Here is a 20,299-nt window from a genome sequence, read left to right on the forward strand (position 1 = left end):
GCCAAAGCAAGGCGCTTTCCTGTGGACCTCTTTGACGCTTGAGAACACTGCGGTTGGCGTGACGGACATCAGCGCCTATGGTCGCCGCTCTTTGCGACAGGGACCAGCATGGCAGCAGACAGCAAACGCATCGCATCCATCATCGCGGCAGAGATCGGGGCGCGGCCGGAGCAGGCATCAGCAGCTATAGGGCTGCTCGATGAGGGCGCGACGGTGCCGTTTGTGGCGCGCTACCGCAAGGAGGTCACCGGCGGGCTCGACGACACCCAATTGCGCGACCTTGCCGAGCGATTGGTCTATCTGCGCGAACTCGATGCGCGCCGCGATACCATTCTCGGTTCGATCCGCGAGCAGGGCAAGCTGACCGAAGAACTTGAGGCCAAAATTGTGGCTGCCGCCACCAAGGCTGAACTGGAAGACATCTACCTGCCCTACAAGCCCAAGCGGCGCACCAAGGCCGAGATCGCCCGGGAGCGCGGGCTGGGGCCATTGGCGGAGGCTATTTTGGCCAACCGGTCGTTGGTGCCCGCCGAGGCGGCGCTGGCTTATGTGACCGAGGATGTGAGCGACGCCAAGGCCGCACTGGAAGGCGCACGCGACATCCTGTCGGAACAGTTCGCGGAAAATGCCGATCTGGTCGGCAAGCTTCGCACCTACATGAAGGAGCGCGCTTTCATGCGTGCCCGTGTCGTCGACGGTAAGCAGGAGGCCGGGGCGAAATTCTCCGACTATTTCGACCATGTCGAGCGCTGGGCCAATGTTCCGAGCCACCGTGCGCTGGCCATGCTGCGCGGCCGCAACGAAGAGGTGTTGTCGCTCGACATCGAGGTCGATGCCGACCATGCCTCGCCGGTGAAGCCGGTCGAGCGGATGATCGCCAATGCCTACGCCATCGGCGGCAGCCTGCCGGGCGACCGCTGGCTGATGGAAGTCGCCGGCTGGACCTGGCGGATCAAGCTTTCGCTGCACCTGACGCTCGATTTGATGCGCGACCTGCGCGAGCGGGCGGAGGAAGAGGCGATCCATGTCTTTGCACGCAACCTCAAGGATTTGCTTCTGGCGGCACCCGCCGGCTCGCGGCCGACCATGGGGCTCGATCCCGGCATCCGCACCGGCGTCAAGGTCGCGGTGGTAGATGGCACCGGCAAGGTGCTGGCGACGACGACCGTCTATCCATTTCCGCCGCGGAACGATGTGCGCGGCACACAGGCCCAGCTCGCAGCACTCATCCGCCAGCATAAGGTCGAGCTGATCTCGATCGGCAACGGCACCGGCAGCCGCGAGACTGAAAAGCTGGTCGCCGACATGCTGTCCGATATGCCTTCGGATGGTGGGCCGAAGCCGCTCAAGGTGATCGTCAGCGAAGCCGGCGCCTCGGTCTATTCGGCCTCGGCGACAGCGGCGGCTGAGTTTCCCGGGCTCGACGTGTCGCTGCGCGGTGCGGTGTCGATCGCCAGGCGCCTGCAGGACCCGCTCGCCGAACTGGTCAAGATCGAGCCAAAATCGATCGGCGTTGGCCAGTACCAGCATGATGTCGACCAGTACCGGCTTGGCCGCTCGCTGGAGGCGGTGGTGGAGGACGCGGTCAATGCCGTCGGCGTCGATCTCAACACTGCCTCGGCGCCGCTTTTGGCCCGCGTGTCAGGCCTGGGCGCGTCGCTTGCCGATGCCATTGTCGCGCATCGCGATGCGACCGGGCCGTTCGCCAGCCGCAAGGAGCTGCTCAAGGTAGCGCGGCTCGGACCGCGCGCGTTCGAACAGTCCGCAGGCTTCCTGCGCATTGCCAATGGCAGCGAGCCGCTCGACGCCTCGTCGGTCCATCCGGAAGCCTACGGCGTGGCCAAGAAGATCGTAGCCGTCTGCGGTCGCGATGTGCGCTCGCTGATGGGAGACAGTGCCGCGCTCAAGGCGCTCGATCCGCGCGTCTTCGTCGACGAACGGTTCGGCCTGCCGACGGTGCGCGACATCATTGCGGAGCTGGAAAAGCCCGGCCGCGACCCGCGCCCCGGCTTCAAGACGGCGACCTTTGCCGACGGCGTCGACGATATCAAGGATCTGAAGCCCGGCATGCTTCTCGAAGGCACCGTCACCAATGTCGCGGCCTTCGGCGCTTTCGTCGATATCGGCGTGCACCAGGACGGGCTGGTGCATGTCTCGCAACTGGCCGATCGTTTCATCAAGGACGCGCATGAGGTGGTGAAGGCGGGCGATGTGGTGAAGGTGCGGGTCGTCGATGTCGACATCAAGCGCAAGCGCATCGCGCTGTCCATGCGCAAGGACGGCGGCGAGGGCGGGACGCCGAAGGGGCCGCGCGACAATGGCGGCGGCAAGCCGGCGCAACCTTCGCCGATGCCGCAGCGTCAGCCGGAAGGACCGGCACAGCGAGGCGCGTTTGGCGCAGCACTGGCCGATGCCTTGAAGCGGAAGTAGCCTCGAATGGTTCCTTGCAATCGCTAGAGCGTTATCTACCATCCTTGTGTGGAGATACGCGCGATATGGCAAGTTTCGAGAAAGTGAGTGTCCAAGAGTTGGGGCGTCTTTGGGACGAGGGCATGGCGAGTGGCAGTTCGGTCGATGGAGACCAGGCTTTCGCCCGGATCAAAAGCAAGCTCGATGCGAAAGTTGCCGAACGCAAGTCGCAAAAACGCTGCGCTTCCAGCCGGAAACCGAGCCGATGAAGCGGAAGTAGCTACCAGGCCAGAACGGCCGGTTCCTTCTCAACCTGGCCCAGCAGCCAGTCGCGAAAGCTGACGACGGGCGGGTGGCCGCGCTTGTCGTTCGGGACGACGAGGTAGTAGGCGCTGCGGCTTTGCATCGGCTGTCCCGGCGCCGGCACGAGCTGACCGCGCTGCAATTCGCCGGCGATAAGAACTTGCGGCAGGAGCGCGACGCCAAGCCCCGCCATGCAGGCTTGGGCAACGGTGCCGAATTGCTCGAACTGCATGCCGGGTCCGATCGGTGCGCTCAAGCCCTGTTCCTCGAACCATTCGCCCCAGGCCCCGGGACGCGTCGCCATGTGCAGCAGCGGCAGGCGGCTGATCTCGGCCGCCGTGGTGATATCGCGGCTGGCAAGGAAGTCTGGCGAGACCACCGGCATCACGGTTTCGCGCATCAACAATGTGGAATCTGCGTCCGGCCAGTCCGGCTGGCCATGATGGATGGCGGCGTCGAGCCGCTCGCGGGCGAAGTCGAAGCGGCCTATGCGGGTGACGAAGTTGATGGTGATGTCAGGGTTCTCTGCGACGAAATCCGGGATCAGCGGCATCAGCCAGCGCGTGCCGAAGGTCGGCAGTATGGCGAGGTTCAGCATGCCGCTATGCCGATTGCTCATCAATCCGAGCGCGGCGTCGCGCAATTGCCCGAGTGCCGCCCGCACGGCTTCGGCATAGATTTCGCCCGCCGTGGACAGCCGAACATTGCGGCTGTCGCGCTCGAACAGCCGGCGGCCGAACTGTTCCTCCAGAAGTGCTATCTGGCGGCTGACGGCCCCTTGGGTCAAATCGAGTTCCTGGGCGGCAGCGGTGAAGGAGCTAAGGCGGGCCACGGCCTCGAAGGCGGCAAGGGCGCTGGTGCTGGGTAAAAGCCGGCGTTGGACGTTCATGATCCATTACTAAACCTCATTGACCTGTGATGCAATTTTGTTTGATTTTTCCGAAGCGAAGGCGGATAAGCCCGAGCACTTCAAGATTTTGGGAGAGAGCGAAGCCATGGCCGCCGACAAGAACGCGTTCGTTTGGGAAGACCCCTTCCTGATCGAGAACCAGCTTTCCGAGGATGAGCGCATGGTGCGCGATGGCGCGGCCGCCTTTGCCGCCGACAAGCTCGCGCCGCGCATCGAGGAGGCCTATCTCGAGGAAAAGACCGATGCCGGCATCTTTCGCGAGATGGGCGAGGCCGGCCTGCTCGGCATCACCATCCCTGAGGAATATGGCGGGCTCGGCGCCAATTACGTCACCTACGGGTTGGTGGCGCGCGAGGTCGAGCGGGTCGATTCCGGCTACCGGTCGATGATGTCGGTGCAATCGTCGCTGGTGATGTACCCCATCCATGCCTATGGCACGGAAGAGCAGCGCAAGAGATACCTGCCGAAGCTGGCTTCGGGCGAATGGATCGGCTGTTTCGGCCTGACCGAGCCGGATGCGGGTTCCGATCCCGGCGGTATGAAGACGCGGGCCGAGAAGACCGCGAACGGCTACAGGATTTCCGGCTCGAAAATGTGGATATCCAACGCGCCGATCGCCGACGTGTTCGTGGTCTGGGCGAAGCTGAAGGGCGACAACGGCAAGGACGAAATCCGCGGTTTCGTGCTGGAGAAGGGCATGAAGGGGCTGTCGGCGCCGAAGATCGGCGGCAAGCTCAGCCTTAGGGCCTCGATCACCGGCGAGGTGGTGATGGAAGGCGTCGAAGTCGGCGAAGACGCGCTGCTGCCCAACGCCAGGGGCCTCGGCGGCCCATTCGGCTGCCTCAACCGGGCCCGCTACGGCATTTCCTGGGGCGCGATGGGCGCCGCCGAGGATTGCTGGCACCGGGCCCGGCAGTATGGACTCGACCGCAAGCAGTTCGGCAAGCCGCTCGCCGGCACGCAGTTGTTCCAGAAAAAGCTCGCCGACATGCAGATCGAGATTGCGCTCGGCTTGCAGGGCTCGCTGCGCGTCGGGCGGCTGATGGATGAAGGCAAGATGGCACCGGAGATGATCTCGATCGTCAAGCGCAACAATTGCGGCAAGGCGCTCGACATCGCCCGCCAGGCCCGCGACATGCATGGCGGCAACGGCATCCAGATCGGCTACCACGTCATGCGCCACGCGCAGAACCTGGAGACGGTCAACACCTATGAAGGTACGCATGACGTGCATGCGCTGATCCTTGGCAGGGCTCAGACGGGGATACAGGCGTTTTTCTAAAGCTGTGCCGATGTTCAGGTGAGGCCGGCCTGCAAATGGCCGATGCCTGCGCTTCCGGTGCTCGCGTACGAAAAGTACGCTCTGCTCCGGTTCTCGGTATCAGCCATTTTCGACTCGGCCTGACCTGAATCTCGACACAGCGTAGCCGGCTTCGGGTGCTTAATTTAGGTGCAGCGCAACATCTCTGCTTGGAGAATGGCCAATAGATGTGTCAGGGTTCGGCTGAAGAAACGCCGATCTCCGGGGCCCCATGGCAATACTGGCAGCCGTCTACCACCTGACCCATTACAAATATGACCGGCCGGTGGTTCTCGGGCCCCAGGTCATCAGGCTGCAGCCGGCACCGCATTCCCGCACCAAGGTGCTCAGCCATTCACTGAAGGTCGGGCCGGCGAACCACTTCGTCAATCTGCAGCAGGACCCCTACGGCAATTTCCTCGCCCGCTTCGTCTTCCCGGAACCGGTGACGGAATTGAAGATCGAGGTCGACCTCGTCGCCGACATGACGGTCTACAATCCGTTCGATTTCTTCGTCGAACCATCGGCCGAGACCTTCCCGTTCGAGTACCCCGAACACATCAGGGACGATCTCGCCATCTACCGCACGCCGGAGCCGGCGGGGCCGCTGCTGTCTGCTTTCCTCGCAAACATCGACCGTAGCGCCACCAACACCGTCAACTTCGTCGTCGACCTCAATGCGCGGCTGCAGCGCGAAATCGCCTATATCGTGCGGATGGAAACCGGCGTGTTCTCGCCGGAGGAAACGCTGGCCGCGAAAAAGGGATCGTGCCGGGATTCGAGCTGGCTGCTGGTGCAAATCCTCAGGAATCTCGGCATCGCCGCTCGTTTCGTCTCCGGCTATCTGATCCAGCTGAAGCCCGATCTGGTCGCGCTCGATGGCCCAGCCGGGACCGCCGTAGACTTCACCGACCTGCACGCCTGGTGCGAGGTCTATCTGCCGGGCGCCGGCTGGATCGGCTTCGATCCGACGTCCGGCCTGCTCACCGGCGAAAGCCATGTGCCGCTGGCGGCCACGCCGCATTTCCGCAACGCCGCACCCATTTCCGGCATGGCGAGCTTCGCCAATGTCGAATTCGGCTTCGACATGCGTGTCGACCGCATCGCCGAACATCCGCGCATCACCAAGCCATTCTCGGACGAAAGCTGGCAGGCGCTGGATGCGCTGGGCAACAAGGTCGACGCCGCACTTCAAGCGGGCGACGTCAGGCTGACCATGGGCGGCGAGCCGACCTTTGTCTCCATCGACGATTTCGAGTCCGCCGAGTGGAACACCGCCGCCGTCGGCCCGACCAAGCGCGAAAAGGCCGATGCGCTGATCCGCAAATTGCGCGAACGCTTCGCGCCGGGCGGCTTCCTCCACTACGGCCAGGGCAAATGGTATCCGGGCGAGAGCCTGCCGCGTTGGACCTTCTCGCTGTATTGGCGCACCGACGGCCAGCCGGTGTGGAGCGATCCGTCGCTGATCGCACACGAAAAGAGCGATGCGGAGGTCGGGCCGCAGCAAGCCGAAAGCTTGCTGACGGCAATCGCCGGCGAACTCGGCATCGACAAGGCGATGGTCAGCGAGGCCTATGAGGACCCGGCCGAATGGCTGCTGAAGGAAGGCAAGCTGCCCGACAATGTCGATCCGTCCAACTCCAAGCTGGAAGACCCCGAAGAGCGCAGCCGCATGGCGAAAGTGTTCGAGCGCGGGCTGACCAAGCCGTCCGGCTACGTGCTGCCGGTGCAGCGCTGGAACAGCCAGGCTTCGGACCCGCGCTGGCGCTCGGAGAAGTGGAAGACACGGCGCGGGCGGCTGTTCCTGGTGCCGGGCGATTCCCCTGTCGGTTACCGCCTGCCGCTGGGCACGCTGCCCTATGTGCCGCCGGCGCAGTTCCCCTATATCGTGCCGGTCGATCCGTCGCTGCCGCGTGGACCGCTGCCGGCGCGGGAAGCCATACTGCCAGAACCGGCTCCGGCCGAACTGGAAGGCGCCGACGAGATGGCGCGGCGCCAGCAGGCGGTATCGTTCACTGCGACGACCGGTCAGCAAGACCGGGTCGAGCAGGAGATCACCGAGATCGGCGGCGCGGTGCGTACAGCACTTTCGGTCGAGCCGCGCGACGGCAGGCTGTGCGTCTTCATGCCGCCGGTCGAGGCGCTGGAAGACTATCTGGAGCTCGTCGCAGCCGCAGAAAACGCGGCCAAGGCGATCGGCCTTCCCGTGCATATCGAAGGCTATGGACCGCCGCACGATCCGCGCCTCAACGTCATCAGGGTGGCACCCGATCCCGGCGTCATCGAGGTCAACATCCATCCGGCTGCCAACTGGCAGGACTGCGTGGCGACGACGACGGCGATCTACGAGGAAGCACGGCAGACACGGCTTGGCGCCGACAAGTTCATGATCGATGGCCGCCACACCGGTACCGGCGGCGGCAACCATGTCGTCGTCGGCGGCGCAACGCCCAATGACAGCCCGTTCCTGCGCCGGCCCGATCTGTTGAAGAGCCTGGTGCTGCAATGGCAGCGGCGCCCGTCGCTGTCCTATCTATTCTCCGGCCTGTTCATCGGCCCGACCAGCCAGGCGCCGCGCTTCGACGAGGCGCGGCATGACTCGCTTTACGAACTCGAGATCGCGATGGCGCAGGTGCCGCATCCCGACCAGGGCAACGCACCGCTGCCTTGGCTGGTCGACCGACTGTTCCGAAATCTGTTGACTGACGTCACCGGCAATACGCACCGCTCGGAAATCTGCATCGACAAGCTGTTTTCGCCCGATGGCCCGACCGGCCGGCTTGGGCTTGTCGAGTTCCGCGGTTTCGAGATGCCGCCCAATGCGCGCATGTCGCTGGCGCAGCAATTGCTGGTGCGCGCCATCATCGCCCGTGCGTGGAAGAACCCGCTTGATGGCCGCTTCGTGCGCTGGGGCACCTCGCTCCATGACCGTTTCATGCTGCCGCACTATGTCTGGGCGGATTTCCTCGACGTGCTCGACGACCTCAAGCTCAACGGGTTCGAATTCCGGCCGGAATGGTTCGATGCTCAGCTGGAGTTCCGCTTTCCGTTCTGCGGCGAAGTCCAGCATGCCGGCATCAAGCTGGAACTGCGGCAGGCGCTGGAGCCGTGGCATGTGATGGGTGAGCAAGGCGCCATCGGCGGCACCGTGCGCTTCGTCGATTCCTCGGTCGAACGGCTGCAGGTCAGGACCGAAGGCCTCAACCCGGAACGTCATGCCATTGTCTGCAATGGCCGAATCGTGCCGATGAAGGTCACCGACAATCGCGAGGTCGCGGTGGCCGGTGTGCGCTTCAAGGCCTGGCAGCCTTCGTCGGGCCTGCATCCGGCGCTGCCGGTCAACACGCCTTTGGTCTTCGACATTTACGACCGTTGGTCGGGGCGGGCGGTGGGCGGCTGCGTCTACCATGTCGCGCATCCAGGTGGGCGCAGCTACGACACGTTCCCGGTCAACGGCAATGAGGCCGAGGCGCGGCGTCTCGCCCGCTTCGAGCCTCGCGGCCATACGCCGTCGGCCTATGTGCTGCGCAATGAAGAAGCCTCTGAAGACTTCCCCATGACCCTTGACCTCAGGCGGCCAGCAAGACTCTGATCAGCGATGGCAAAGGGGAATCAGAAAAAGGTCCGCGGCAAGCCGCTGAGGCACAGTCTGCTGGAGCACTACCAGCCGATTGACGGCGTCGTCGACGAGATGGTCGATGCTTCGGGCCATCCGCGTCCGGCCTGGGCGCCCTTCATCGAGGCGCTGGAGGAGCTGGGCCCGGAAAAGCTCGGCCAGCGCTTTGCCCGCGCCGACCAGTATCTGCGCGACGCCGGGGTTTATTACCGCGTCTATGACAAGGCCGGCGCCAATGAGCGCGAATGGCCGCTGGCGCATATCCCGCTGCTGATCGAAGACAAGGAATGGGCCGGGATCAGCGCCGGTCTCGTCCAGCGCGCCGACCTTTTCGAGGAGATAGTCGCTGATATCTATGGCCCGAACCGGCTGATCGAGAAGGGAATCTTGCCGGCAGGCCTGATTGCGGCGAGCCCCGAATTTTTGCGCCCCGTCGTCGGCACCATGCCGGCCAGCGGTCATTTCCTGCATTTTTGCGCCTTCGAGCTTGGCCGTGGGCCGGATGGAAGCTGGTGGGTGCTGGGCGACCGCACGCAGGCGCCGTCGGGCGCCGGCTTTGCGCTGGAAAACCGCGTCGCCACGACGCGGGCTTTGTCCGACATCTATGGCGAGATGCATGTGCATCGCCTGGCCGGTTTCTTCCGTCGCTTTCGCGATGCTCTGATCGGCATGGCGAAGGAGAATGACGGCCGCGTCGCCATTCTGACGCCGGGGCCGCTCAACGAGACGTATTACGAGCACGCCTATATCGCCCGCTATCTCGGCATCATGCTGCTCGAGGGCGAGGATCTGACCGTCGCCGGCGGCAAGCTTATGGTGCGCACGGTTTCGGGGCTGATGCCGATCAGCGTGCTGTGGCGGCGGCTCGATGCCGCCTTCGCCGATCCGCTGGAACTGCGGCCAGACTCGCATATCGGCACCCCGGGGCTGGTCGAGGCGACCCGCCGCGGCACGGTTTCGACGGTCAATGCGCTGGGTTCGGGCTTGATGGAAACCCGGGCGCTGCTCGCCTTCCTGCCGAAGATTTCGCGCGCATTGCGCGGCGAAGAACTTCTGTTGCCAAGCGTCGCCACCTGGTGGTGCGGGCAAGCAACCGAACGGGCCCATGTGCTTGCCAATATCGATCGCATGGTGATCGGTCCGGCGCTGTCGACGCGGCTGGCCTTCGAGGATGACGGCCAGACCAGGCTCGGTTCGGCACTGACGCCGGAGGAACGCATCGCGCTGATCGCGCGCATCGAGAGCGATGGCAGCGGTTTCGTCGGCCAGGAAGCGGTGACGCTGTCGACGACGCCGGTCTATGTCGGCGGCTGGCTGGAACCGCGACCGGCAAGCCTGCGCGTTTATCTCGCGCGCACGCCCGATGGCTGGACGGTAATGCCGGGCGGTTTCGCCCGTGTCGGCCTTTCGCTCGACCCGACGGCCATCGCCATGCAGCGCGGCGGCCAGGCGGCCGACGTCTGGGTGGTCAGCGACCGGTCGGTCGAGCGCGAGACGCTGCTGCCGCAGGAGCATGACAGCTTTGTCCGCACCATGCCGGGCAGCCTGCCCAGCCGCGCGGCGGAAAACCTGACCTGGCTCGGCCGCTATATCGAGCGCTCGGAGGACACGGTTCGCATCCTGCGCGCCTATCATGTGCGGCTGGCCGAGACGTCCGATCCTGACATGCTGCTGCTCGCCGATATAAGGGACTATCTCGAACCCTTCGGCGTCGATCTCGAAGCGGCCATTCCGCCCGGATTGATCGGCACGCTGGACAGCGCCGTCTACAGCGCCGGACAGATCCGCGACCGCTTTTCGCCCGATGGCTGGCTGGCGCTGAAGGACCTGTCGAAGACCATTCATCAGTTCGCCACCACGGTGGCGCCGGGTGACGACGCGACACGGGCGATGACGGTCATGCTGCGCAAGCTCGCCGGCTTTTCCGGCCTGTTGCACGAGAATATGTACCGTTTCACCGGCTGGCGTTTCCTCGAGATCGGCCGGCGGATCGAGCGCGGCATCCAGATCGCCCGTACGCTAGCCCGACTGACAAGGTCCGGTGCGCCGGACGGCTCGCTCGACATGATGCTGGAGATCGGTGACAGCGTCATGACCCACCGCCGGCAATATCCGGTGCGGGCCGGACGGCGCACGGTGATCGACCTCTTGGCGCTCGACCCACTCAACCCGCGCTCGATCCTGTTCCAGCTCGAACGGCTGAAGGCGGAGATCGGCCTGTTGCCATCGGTTGGGCCGGAGGGGCATATGTCGGTCGCGGCCAAGGAAATCCTGCAGCTCAACACGGCAATTGCCGTCATGGAGCCATCGGAGATGTCGGCGGAGGTGCTGGACGATCTCGCAACTGAGATCGGCAACCTCTATAGCAGCCTGGCTAAAGCGTATTTCGGTTAACATGCTGTACGATATCAGGCTTCATCTCAGCTACGATTATGACGCCGCGGCCGGTGGCAGCCGGCATCAGGTGCGTGTATTGCCGCCGACCATTGCCGGCGTGCAGCGCGTGATCGCGGCCTCGCTTTCGTTTGTGCCGGCCCCATCGGAGCGCACGGATTTTGCCGATTTCTTCGGCAACAATGTCACCGCGATCGCCTTTCGCGACGTCCATGACGGGCTCGACATCAGAATGAGCGCGCGCGTGTCGGTGTCACGGCCGGAGCCTGGGCTCGACGTGTCGCCCGATCTGCAGCGCCTGCGGGAAGAACTCGGCGCCGTACGGTCACTGGCGCCGGATGCACCGCATCACTTTCTCGCCGCCAGCGATCATGCCGGCATCGATGCGGCGATCACCGCCTATGCCCGCGACAGCGCCGGCGGCTCGACGGTCGGCATGGCCATCGATCTGTGCAACCGCATCCACCGCGACTTCACCTATGACGGGGAAGCGACCACGGTGCGTACCGGGGCCAGCGATGCCTTCCGTTTGAAGCGGGGCGTGTGCCAGGACTTCTCCCACATCATGATCGCCGGCCTGCGCGGGCTAGGTATTCCTGCGGGTTATGTCAGCGGCTTCCTGCGCACCATTCCCCCGAAAGGGAAGCCGCGGCTCGAAGGCGCCGATGCCATGCATGCCTGGGTCAAGGTGTGGTGTGGGCGCGATGCCGGCTGGCAGGAATTCGACCCGACCAATGGCATGCGGGCCAGCAACGACCACATCACCGTTGGCTATGGCCGCGACTATTCCGACGTGGCTCCGATCGTCGGCGTGCTGAAAACCACCGGCGGCCAGGTCGGCGACCAGGCCGTCGACGTCATCCCGGTCGCGCTCGAAAAAGCTTGAGCGCGGAACCAGCAGTCGGCCTGGCGCTTATCTACGAGAAAAATCTCGTGGAGCGGGCATGCTGGACAAATCTGGGACGCCATCCGGCCGGTCGGCTGCCGGACAGGGGGACGATGGAGCGCCGAAGAACGGCGCGCAGACCGCTGCCGAACAGGCCTCGCTCACCTATATCAGCGACAGCGAGCCGGGGATCCGGCGCCTGAAGGCGGGCGAAGGCTTTTCCTACAAGGGCGCGAAAGGACAGGCCGTCGGCGCGGCAGCCATTGCCCGCATCAAGGCGCTGGCCATTCCGCCGGCATGGACGGATGTGTGGATCTCGCCCGATCCCGCCGGCCACATCCAGGCGACCGGCCGCGACCAGCGCGGGCGCAAACAGTACCGCTACCATCCGCTGTGGGCCGCCGAGCGCGACGGCGCCAAATACTCCAGCCTTGTCGCCTTTGCCGAAAGCCTGCCGGAACTGCGCCGCCGGATCGATGCCGATCTGCGCCGCCGTGGCCTGCCGGCCGAGCGCGTCGTGGCGGCAATTGTCTGGCTGCTCGACAACACGATGATCCGAGTCGGCAATGCCGCCTATGCCCGCGACAACAAGAGCTTTGGGCTGACGACGCTACGCGACCGCCACGTCGACATCAAGGGATCCAGCCTGCGCTTTGCCTTCAAGGGCAAGTCCGGCAAGGAATGGAAGTTGAAGCTGGTCGACCGCCGCATCGCCCGGGTCGTGCGCGGCGCGCAGGATATTCCGGGGCAGCAACTGTTCCAATATCTCGACGAGGACGGCGAGAGGCATGGAGTGCGCTCCGACGATGTCAACCGCTATATCCGCGACGCGATCGGCGCCAATTTCAGCTCCAAGCATTTCCGCACCTGGGGCGGCACCATCCATGCCGCGTCGCTGTTTGCGCGGACGGAGCTTCCCGAAAGCCAGGCGCAGACCAAGCGTGTGATGAACGCGGTCATCGACAAGGTGGCCGAGCGGCTCGGCAACACACGCGCCGTCTGCCGCAAATGCTACATCCATCCACAGGTTTTCGAAGCCTGGGTGGAAGGGCGGCTGCTTAGCGAAATGACCGAGGCCAACAAGCGCAAGCGAGCGATCGACGGTCTCGATGATGAAGAGGCTCTTGTGCTGAGATGGTTGAAGGCAAGCGAAGGCTGACAAAAATGGCGTAACTTTTTTGTCGACGCCATGTCGGCACAGGCCCTACTGTTTCGTCCTTTGAGACAGAAAAGGACGTCCCATGCTCTACGCTATCCTCTGCTATGCCTCCGAAGATGTCGTCTCCTCCTGGAGCAAGGCACAGGATGACGAGGTCATGGCAAAGCTCATGCATGTGCAGGAAAAATATGCTCAAGCCGGCCGGCTTGGGCCGGTGGCGCGGCTTTTGCCCACCACCGCCGCGACGACGCTGCGCAAGGTCAAGGGCGAATCGGTCGTCATCGACGGCCCGTTTGCCGAGACCAAGGAACAGTTCCTCGGCTTCTACACGCTGGAATGCGCCGATCTCGACGAAGCCGTCGACTTCGCGCGCGAGCTTTCCGAGGTCAATCCCAGCGGCGGATCCTATGAGATCCGACCGGTTTCCGTCTTCAACCCAACCAGAGTAGCCACATGACAGACCTCGCCTGGATAAGCTCGGCGATCAGCGCTGCCCGCCCGCAGGCTATGGGTGCGCTGCTGCGCTATTTCCGCAATCTCGATACGGCGGAGGAAGCTTTCCAGGACGCGTGCCTGAGGGCACTCAAGAACTGGCCGCAGAACGGGCCGCCGCGCGATCCTGCGGCCTGGCTGATCTTTGTCGGCCGCAACACCGGCATCGACGCGGTGCGCAAGCGCGCCAAGCAGGCGCCGATGCCGGAAGAGGACCAGATCTCGGACCTGGAAGATGCCGAGAGCGATATCGCCGAACGGCTGGACGGCGCGCACTACCGCGATGACATATTGCGGCTCTTGTTCATCTGCTGCCATCCGGATCTGCCGCCTACGCAGCAGATCGCGGTGGCGCTGCGCATCGTCTCCGGTCTCACCGTCAAGCAGATCGCGCGTGCGTTCCTGGTCGGCGAAAGCGCCATGGAACAGCGCATCACGCGCGCCAAGGCGCGCATCGCCGATGCCGGCGTGCCGTTCGAGACGCCCGGCGCGGTCGAGCGCTCGGAGCGGCTCGCCGCCGTTGCCGCCATGGTCTATCTGATCTTCAACGAAGGTTATTCCACCAACAGCGGCGAGGCGCCGGCGCGTGCGCCGCTTTGCGAGGAGGCGATCCGGCTGGCGCGCCTGTTGCTGCGGCTGTTCCAGACCGAACCGGAGATCATGGGCCTGACGGCATTGCTTTTGCTGCAGCATGCGCGCGCGCCGGCCCGCTTCGACGAGAATGGCGAGATCGTGCTGCTCGACGACCAGGACCGCTCGCTGTGGAGCCGCAAGATGATCGACGAAGGCCTGGCGCTGGTCGACAAGGCCCTGCGCCACCAGAAGCCCGGACCCTACCAGGTGCAGGCGGCGATCGCCGCCCTTCATGCGCGGGCGGCAACCCCCGAGGAGACCGACTGGACCGAGATCGACCTGCTCTACAGCCTGCTGGAGGCGATGCAACCTTCGCCGGTGGTGACGCTGAACCGCGCGGTTGCGGTCGCCAAGGTGCGCGGGCCGGAAGCTGCCCTTGCCATGATCGAGCCGCTTGGCGAGAGGCTGTCCGGCTATTTCCACTTCTTCGGCCTCAAGGGCGGTCTGTTGATGCAGCTCGGCCGTGGCGAAGAGGCGCGTGTCGCCTTCGATCGCGCCATTGCGTTGGCCAACACGGCAGCGGAAGCCGCCCATATCCGCATGCATATCGACCGGCTGATGCGAGACGGAGCCGTGAAGGCGCCGGCGAAGACAGCGCACTAAGCCTGTTCCTCCTCTGGCTCAATCGTGCAATCTCGGCTTGGACCATGCCGGGGTGGCGATTTTCCCCTGAAACGAGTAATGGCACGCCATGACAGCGCTTGCGGCATGCGGGCGATAATGGCGCCAAGGCTCGACCGCCGCCCTATGATGGCGAGCGGATCTGAAAGGGACAAAAATGACGATAGCGAAGGAAACGGCCGAACTTCTGGCGAAACTGGGTGTGGCCAAGGACGCGCTGACCGGCGGCGACCTCGTCGTGCGCAGTCCGGTGACGGGTGAACAGATCGCGGCGCTGAAGACGATTTCGCCGGCCGATGCGGCCAAGACCATCGATGCCGCGCACACGGCGTTCCAGGCCTGGCGGATGGTGCCGGGTCCCCGGCGCGGCGAACTGGTGCGGCTGCTCGGCGAGGAGTTGCGCGCGCACAAAACCGAGCTTGGCCGGCTGGTGTCGATCGAGGTTGGCAAGATCCCGTCGGAAGGCCTCGGCGAAGTCCAGGAAATGATCGACATCTGCGATTTCGCCGTCGGCCTTTCCCGCCAGCTCTACGGTCTGACCATCGCCACCGAGCGTCCGGGACATCGCATGATGGAGACCTGGCATCCGCTCGGCGTCGTCGGCGTCATTTCGGCCTTCAACTTCCCGGTCGCGGTGTGGTCGTGGAACGCGGCGCTCGCGCTGGTCTGCGGCGACGCCGTGGTGTGGAAGCCCTCGGAAAAGACGCCGCTGACGGCGCTCGCCTGCGAGGCGATTTTTGCCGGCGCGGTCAAGCGCTTCGGCGCAGATGCGCCGCAGGGCCTGGCACCGGTGCTGATTGGCGACCGCTCCGTCGGCGAGATCCTGGTCGACCACCCGAAGGTGGCGCTGGTTTCGGCCACCGGCTCGACCCGCATGGGCCGGGATGTCGGCCCGCGTCTGGCCAAGCGCTTTGCCCGCGCCGTGCTCGAACTCGGCGGCAACAATGCCGGCATCGTCTGCCCGACCGCCGATCTCGACATGGCGCTGCGCGCCATCGCCTTTGGCGCCATGGGCACCGCCGGCCAGCGCTGCACGACGCTGCGGCGCCTGTTCGTGCATGACAGCGTCTATGACGCGCTGCTGCCGCGGCTGAAGAAGGCCTATGAGAGCGTCTCGGTCGGCAATCCGCTGGAGACGTCTTCGCTCGTCGGGCCGCTGATCGACAAGGCGGCCTTCGACGCCATGCAGAAGGCGCTCAAGGAAGCCACCGCTCACGGCGGCAAGCTGACCGGCGGTTCGCGGGTCGAGAATGGCCATCCCGATGCCTATTACGTGCATCCGGCGCTGGTCGAAATGCCGAAGCAGGTGGCTCCTGTCACCGAAGAAACCTTCGCGCCGATCCTCTACGTGATGAAATATTCCGATTTCGATGCCGTGCTCGACGAGCACAATGCGGTCGGCGCCGGACTGTCGTCGTCGATCTTCACCCGCGACCTGCAGGAATCCGAGCGCTTCCTCGGCGTCGATGGTTCGGATTGCGGCATCGCCAACGTCAACATCGGCACGTCGGGCGCCGAGATCGGCGGCGCCTTCGGCGGCGAGAAGGAAACCGGCGGCGGGCGCGAGAGCGGCTCCGATGCCTGGAAGGCCTATATGCGCCGCGCCACCAACACGGTGAACTATTCCAAGGCGCTGCCGCTGGCGCAGGGCGTGTCATTCGACATCGATTGAGATGCTGCGCCCGGCTTTTGACCAGTTGATCCACCCGAACCCGTCGGGCGGATCGCTGCCGCTCGCGCGGATCGTTCCGCTTTCAGGCTTCGCCCCCGCTGTCCAGATGTCCGTATCCCGACGGCGGAAAGGCCACCTCGGCCATGCGCCCGGACGGGTCCTCGCGGTCGGCACGATCGGCTGCGCAACAGCGTCTGCGCCGAACGTTCAGCCAGCGTGCGGCGACGCCGGTCGGCAGGCCTCGAACGCGGCATCGATGACGGCAAGCTTGGCGGCCTGCACGGTCATGTATTCCTGGTAGAAGCTGTTGGACACCCACATCACCGAATGCCCGCGCCGGCCCAGCCAGCCGACGCTGCCGAGCTTTTCGGCGTCGCGCAATTTGCGCGCAAGATGGGTGCGCGAGAGTTTTAGCCAACTGGCGAATTCGCCGATCGAAACCACGCTGGTCGGGATCCGGTCGAGGGCGGCATTGTCGGGATCGATGCCGGACATCAGCCAATCCATGACGATGCCGCCATTGTTGAGCCAGATGAACAGCGAAAACGTCTGCTTGGGCTCACGCACTGGGTTGGAGGAGAGCAGGCCTTCCGCCACCAGCGGCTGCAGCCTGGAAATCATGCCGTGCTGCTCGAGAAAGGCGGCGAGGCGGCTGCCGCTGTCGAGACCGTCGAGCGTGCGCAGATGCGCAACCACCCAGCCGTCGAATTCCTTCAGCGTCGCTGCCGTCACCTGAAAGGGATGGGCTCGTCCATCACCGGTGTGCGGCAGGTATTCGATGATGTGATAGTATAGCATCTCCTTGATGAAGGCTTCGGCCGTGTTGCGGCTAGCGACGGAATAGTGAAGCACGGCATCGATGAAGCGGGCCAGTGTCAGTTCCGTGCGGGGATCGCGCGGGTCGCGGGCGAAATGCAGGGCTAGGCCGGTGTGAGCCAGCAACCAGCGCTGTTGCGTGGCGAACACGGCGGCCAGGCGTGGGCTCGTTTCATAGATATGCAGCAACGCCTTCGACTGCGCCTCGACATGACGGTGCAGCGCCGGATGGCCGGCAATATATTCGAAATTCAGCGCCATCCTCCTCGTCCTCCGGCCAGCCCCCCGGCAGCGAAGACGTGCAATCACATTTCCAGCCTTAGCCGCCCGTGTCAGGCCATGCCAACCCGGACAAAAGGCCTAGAGCGATCAACCGTTCTACAGACACGTTGAAACCCCCGTCATCTCTTGATTTCGAGGCAAATTGCTTGAGAAGCGCCGCGCGCTTCTGCAGAGAAAACCGTGTCACACTTTTTTGGAAACGCTCTGGTCCGTTCGCGCCTAGGGCGTGTCGGAAAACGCTAAGCCATTGCAACCGTTGAAAAACCTACCGCAATAATAGTCAGCCCGGCAGCCTGCGGTTGAATTTGCCTTAAGATCGCCAGCACGTTGCGCGCGGTCCGTTTGTATCCAGGCGGTTCGCCACGTCGGAGCGCCTGGGCTATCGTTCCGGCTATTACGGCCGCAAGCGCGAGGTGATGGAGAGCCATCGCGTCCTAGCCACGAAGACCACATCGTGGCAAACTTCTTGTTAACCACATGCTCGGTGAAATTATCGGATTAACCCCAGATGCCACTATCGAGGTTATGTTCCGTACCTTAGCGTTCAATATGAGTTCAAGGGATGTGTGGATTCGGGGGTTATTTCGGGTCAATCCGGGATGCGGAAGCTTTGCTCACGCACATGGTAGCCGCAATTGCCCATCGTGGGCCGGATGAGCAAGGGAAATTCGTAGCACCCGATGCCGGGCTCGGGCATGCGCGGCTGTCGGTGATCGGCATCGGCGATGGCCAGCAACCGATGTCCGACGAGGCCGGCAATTTGACGATTGCGTTCAACGGCGAGATTTTCAACTACATAGAACTGCGCGAAGGGCTGATCGCCAAGGGCCGGCACTTTCGGACGTCGAGCGACACAGAGGTCATCCTTCAGCTCTATGAGGAGATGGGCGAAGACTGCTTGTCTCTCCTGAACGGTGATTTCGCCTTGGCGATATGGGACAATCGGCAGCGACGAATGGTGCTTGCACGAGACCGCATGGGTGTCCGGCCGCTGTTCTACACAAGCAAGGACGGGGTGCTTTACTTTGCCTCGGAGATCAAAGCCCTGCTGAAGGTCCCGGGCGTCTCCGCTGAAATTGATCCGGTTGCGCTGGATCAGATCTTTACGCTGTGGGCGCCGATCGCTCCGCGCACGGCGTTCCGCAATATCCACGAGTTGGAACCGGCAAGTGTGATGATCGCGACGCAGGGGCAGGTCACGGTCAAACGGTACTGGCACCTGGACTATCCGCATCGTGATGAGCCGTCGAAGATCACGAACGAGGACCACGCGGCAGAGGAATTGCAAGCCCTTCTGACCGATGCGGTGAGGCTTCGCATGCGGGCCGACGTGCCGGTCGGTTCCTATCTTTCCGGAGGGCTCGATTCGTCGCTTGTTTCGGCGCTTGCCGCCGGCATGACTCCTCGGAGACTGGAGACATTTTCCGTAACCTTCGACAGCGCCGAGCATGACGAAAGCGCCTTTCAGACCGAAATGGCCTCGGCGCTCGGCACGCGCCACCACGCCATAGAATGCGGCGCCCGCGATATCGCCAGCGTCTTTCCTGAGGTCATCCGCTTTACCGAGCGGCCGATCATCCGCACGGCGCCAGCGCCACTCTACAAATTGTCCGCCCTGGTTCGCCAGGCCGGCCTGAAGGTGGTGCTGACGGGTGAAGGCGCCGACGAGGTCTTCGCCGGTTACGACGTCTTCAAGGAGGCGCGTGTCCGCCGGTTCTGCGGGCGGCAGCCCACATCGCGCATGAGGCCGCAGCTGTTCCGCCGGCTTTACCCGTATCTGCCGGGCCTGCAACAGCAATCGGTGGAGTATCTGGCTGCCTTCTTCGGCACCAGCAACGCTGCCTTCGACGATCCGCTGTTCTCGCATCGGCCACGCTTCAAGACCACGGCGGCGGCGAAAATCTTCTTTTCCGGCGACCTGCGCGCGACGTTGAAGGGTTATGACGCAGCTGAAGAGCTGACCAGCCGCCTACCCGAGGCGTTTTCCCTATGGCATCCGCTGCATCAGGCGCAATATCTCGAAACCCGCTTCCTCCTGCCCGGCTACATCCTCTCCAGCCAAGGCGATCGGATGGCCATGGCGCACGGCATCGAAGGGCGGTTTCCTTTCCTGGATCATCGCGTGGTAGAGTTCGCGGCAAGACTTCCGCCGGAGATGAAACTGAAAGGCTTGATGGAGAAGCACATATTGCGCAAGGTGGCCAGGCACCACCTTCCGGCGGCGATCGGTAAACGCACCAAGCAACCTTACCGCGCCCCGGAGGCCCGCTCCTTCGTCGGGGCGGAGGAACTAGACTATGTTCGTGACTGCCTGGGCGAGGCGAGCATTACCGCCGGCGGCCTGTTCAACGCCAAGGCGGTGGCCAAGCTCCACGAGAAATGCCGCATGGAGACCGCGACCGGATTTCGCGACAACGCCGCCTTCGTCGGCATTCTGTCGACGCAGCTGTGGCAGAAGAATTTCGCCGGCCAAGCGGTCGGCGCGGCAAGAGCGGCCTGAGACGGCGAGGAAAAGGAAAGACACGATGACGGCAATCAAGGACAGGGTCAGAAGCTTTATCGTCGACAACTTCCTGTTCGGCGACACCTCCTACAAACTGTCGGATTCAGCCTCGCTGATCGAGAACGACATTATCGACTCGACTGCGGTGCTTGAGCTGGTGGCCTTCATCGAGGACAATTTCGGCATCGCGATGGTGGATGCCGACATCGTTCCGACCAACCTGGACTCGCTTGACCGCATCTCGTCCTTCATCGAGGCGAGAGCACAAACGCTGGCAGCGTAAGCGCCAACGGCGAGGAACGT

Annotated in this window: 14 protein-coding genes; 12 read left to right on the top strand and 2 right to left on the bottom strand. The window is 64.0% G+C overall.

Annotated features, from left to right (window positions below):
* Positions 1 to 108: 108 nt before the first annotated feature.
* Both NL532_RS09955 and NL532_RS09960 read left to right on the top strand, forming a co-directional pair.
* Positions 109 to 2,430 carry a Tex family protein gene (locus tag NL532_RS09955; RefSeq protein WP_023828186.1) on the top strand — a complete coding sequence of 774 codons (2,322 nt, stop codon included), beginning with the start codon at positions 109 to 111 and terminating at the stop codon, positions 2,428 to 2,430.
* A 65-nt stretch (positions 2,431 to 2,495) separates the two neighbouring features.
* Positions 2,496 to 2,678, top strand: coding sequence for a hypothetical protein (locus NL532_RS09960; protein ID WP_023671771.1), 183 nt, complete (start codon positions 2,496 to 2,498; stop codon positions 2,676 to 2,678).
* An 11-nt stretch (positions 2,679 to 2,689) separates the two neighbouring features.
* On the opposite strand, the gene NL532_RS09965 is transcribed toward NL532_RS09960, so the two are convergent.
* Positions 2,690 to 3,601: a LysR family transcriptional regulator gene (locus tag NL532_RS09965; RefSeq protein ID WP_023754990.1), complete on the bottom strand. Its 912-nt coding sequence runs from the start codon at positions 3,599 to 3,601 to the stop codon at positions 2,690 to 2,692.
* A gap of 106 nt (positions 3,602 to 3,707) precedes the next feature.
* Between NL532_RS09965 and NL532_RS09970 the strand changes: the two genes are divergently transcribed.
* The 8 genes from NL532_RS09970 (at position 3,708) to amaB (ending at position 16,395) form a co-directional block, all read left to right on the top strand.
* A complete protein-coding gene (locus NL532_RS09970; protein ID WP_023754989.1) occupies positions 3,708 to 4,904 on the top strand; it encodes an acyl-CoA dehydrogenase in 1,197 nt (398 codons plus the stop codon).
* Positions 4,905 to 5,154: 250 nt separating this feature from the next.
* On the top strand, positions 5,155 to 8,514 hold the full coding sequence (locus NL532_RS09975) for a transglutaminase family protein (RefSeq protein WP_023754988.1): 3,360 nt from the start codon (positions 5,155 to 5,157) through the stop codon (positions 8,512 to 8,514).
* Positions 8,515 to 8,520: 6 nt separating this feature from the next.
* Complete coding sequence (locus NL532_RS09980) at positions 8,521 to 10,932, top strand: circularly permuted type 2 ATP-grasp protein (protein WP_023754987.1); 2,412 nt, start codon at positions 8,521 to 8,523, stop codon at positions 10,930 to 10,932.
* Between the two features lies 1 nt (position 10,933).
* Entirely contained in the window at positions 10,934 to 11,818 is an 885-nt protein-coding gene (locus tag NL532_RS09985) for a transglutaminase family protein (RefSeq protein ID WP_023754986.1), read from the top strand.
* Between the two features lie 58 nt (positions 11,819 to 11,876).
* Entirely contained in the window at positions 11,877 to 12,977 is a 1,101-nt protein-coding gene (locus NL532_RS09990) for a DNA topoisomerase IB (RefSeq protein ID WP_023686314.1), read from the top strand.
* An 82-nt stretch (positions 12,978 to 13,059) separates the two neighbouring features.
* Positions 13,060 to 13,434: a YciI family protein gene (locus NL532_RS09995; protein WP_023671781.1), complete on the top strand. Its 375-nt coding sequence runs from the start codon at positions 13,060 to 13,062 to the stop codon at positions 13,432 to 13,434.
* A complete protein-coding gene (locus tag NL532_RS10000; protein WP_023707663.1) occupies positions 13,431 to 14,705 on the top strand; it encodes an RNA polymerase sigma factor in 1,275 nt (424 codons plus the stop codon). Before NL532_RS09995 ends, NL532_RS10000 begins: the two co-directional genes overlap by 4 nt.
* A gap of 175 nt (positions 14,706 to 14,880) precedes the next feature.
* Positions 14,881 to 16,395, top strand: a complete 1,515-nt coding sequence (gene amaB, locus NL532_RS10005; protein ID WP_023671784.1) for an L-piperidine-6-carboxylate dehydrogenase — start codon at positions 14,881 to 14,883, stop codon at positions 16,393 to 16,395.
* 207 nt (positions 16,396 to 16,602) lie between these two features.
* Here the strand turns inward: amaB and NL532_RS10010 are convergent, their stop codons facing one another.
* Positions 16,603 to 17,472: a hypothetical protein gene (locus NL532_RS10010; protein ID WP_023828185.1), complete on the bottom strand. Its 870-nt coding sequence runs from the start codon at positions 17,470 to 17,472 to the stop codon at positions 16,603 to 16,605.
* Between the two features lie 583 nt (positions 17,473 to 18,055).
* Between NL532_RS10010 and asnB the strand changes: the two genes are divergently transcribed.
* Positions 18,056 to 19,993, top strand: coding sequence for an asparagine synthase (glutamine-hydrolyzing) (gene asnB, locus NL532_RS10015; RefSeq protein WP_023828184.1), 1,938 nt, complete (start codon positions 18,056 to 18,058; stop codon positions 19,991 to 19,993).
* A gap of 25 nt (positions 19,994 to 20,018) precedes the next feature.
* Complete coding sequence (locus NL532_RS10020) at positions 20,019 to 20,279, top strand: acyl carrier protein (protein WP_023686311.1); 261 nt, start codon at positions 20,019 to 20,021, stop codon at positions 20,277 to 20,279.
* Positions 20,280 to 20,299 lie beyond the last annotated feature (20 nt).

It is taken from the genome of Mesorhizobium sp. C120A (genome assembly GCF_030323105.1).
Classification (GTDB): Bacteria; Pseudomonadota; Alphaproteobacteria; order Rhizobiales; family Rhizobiaceae; genus Mesorhizobium.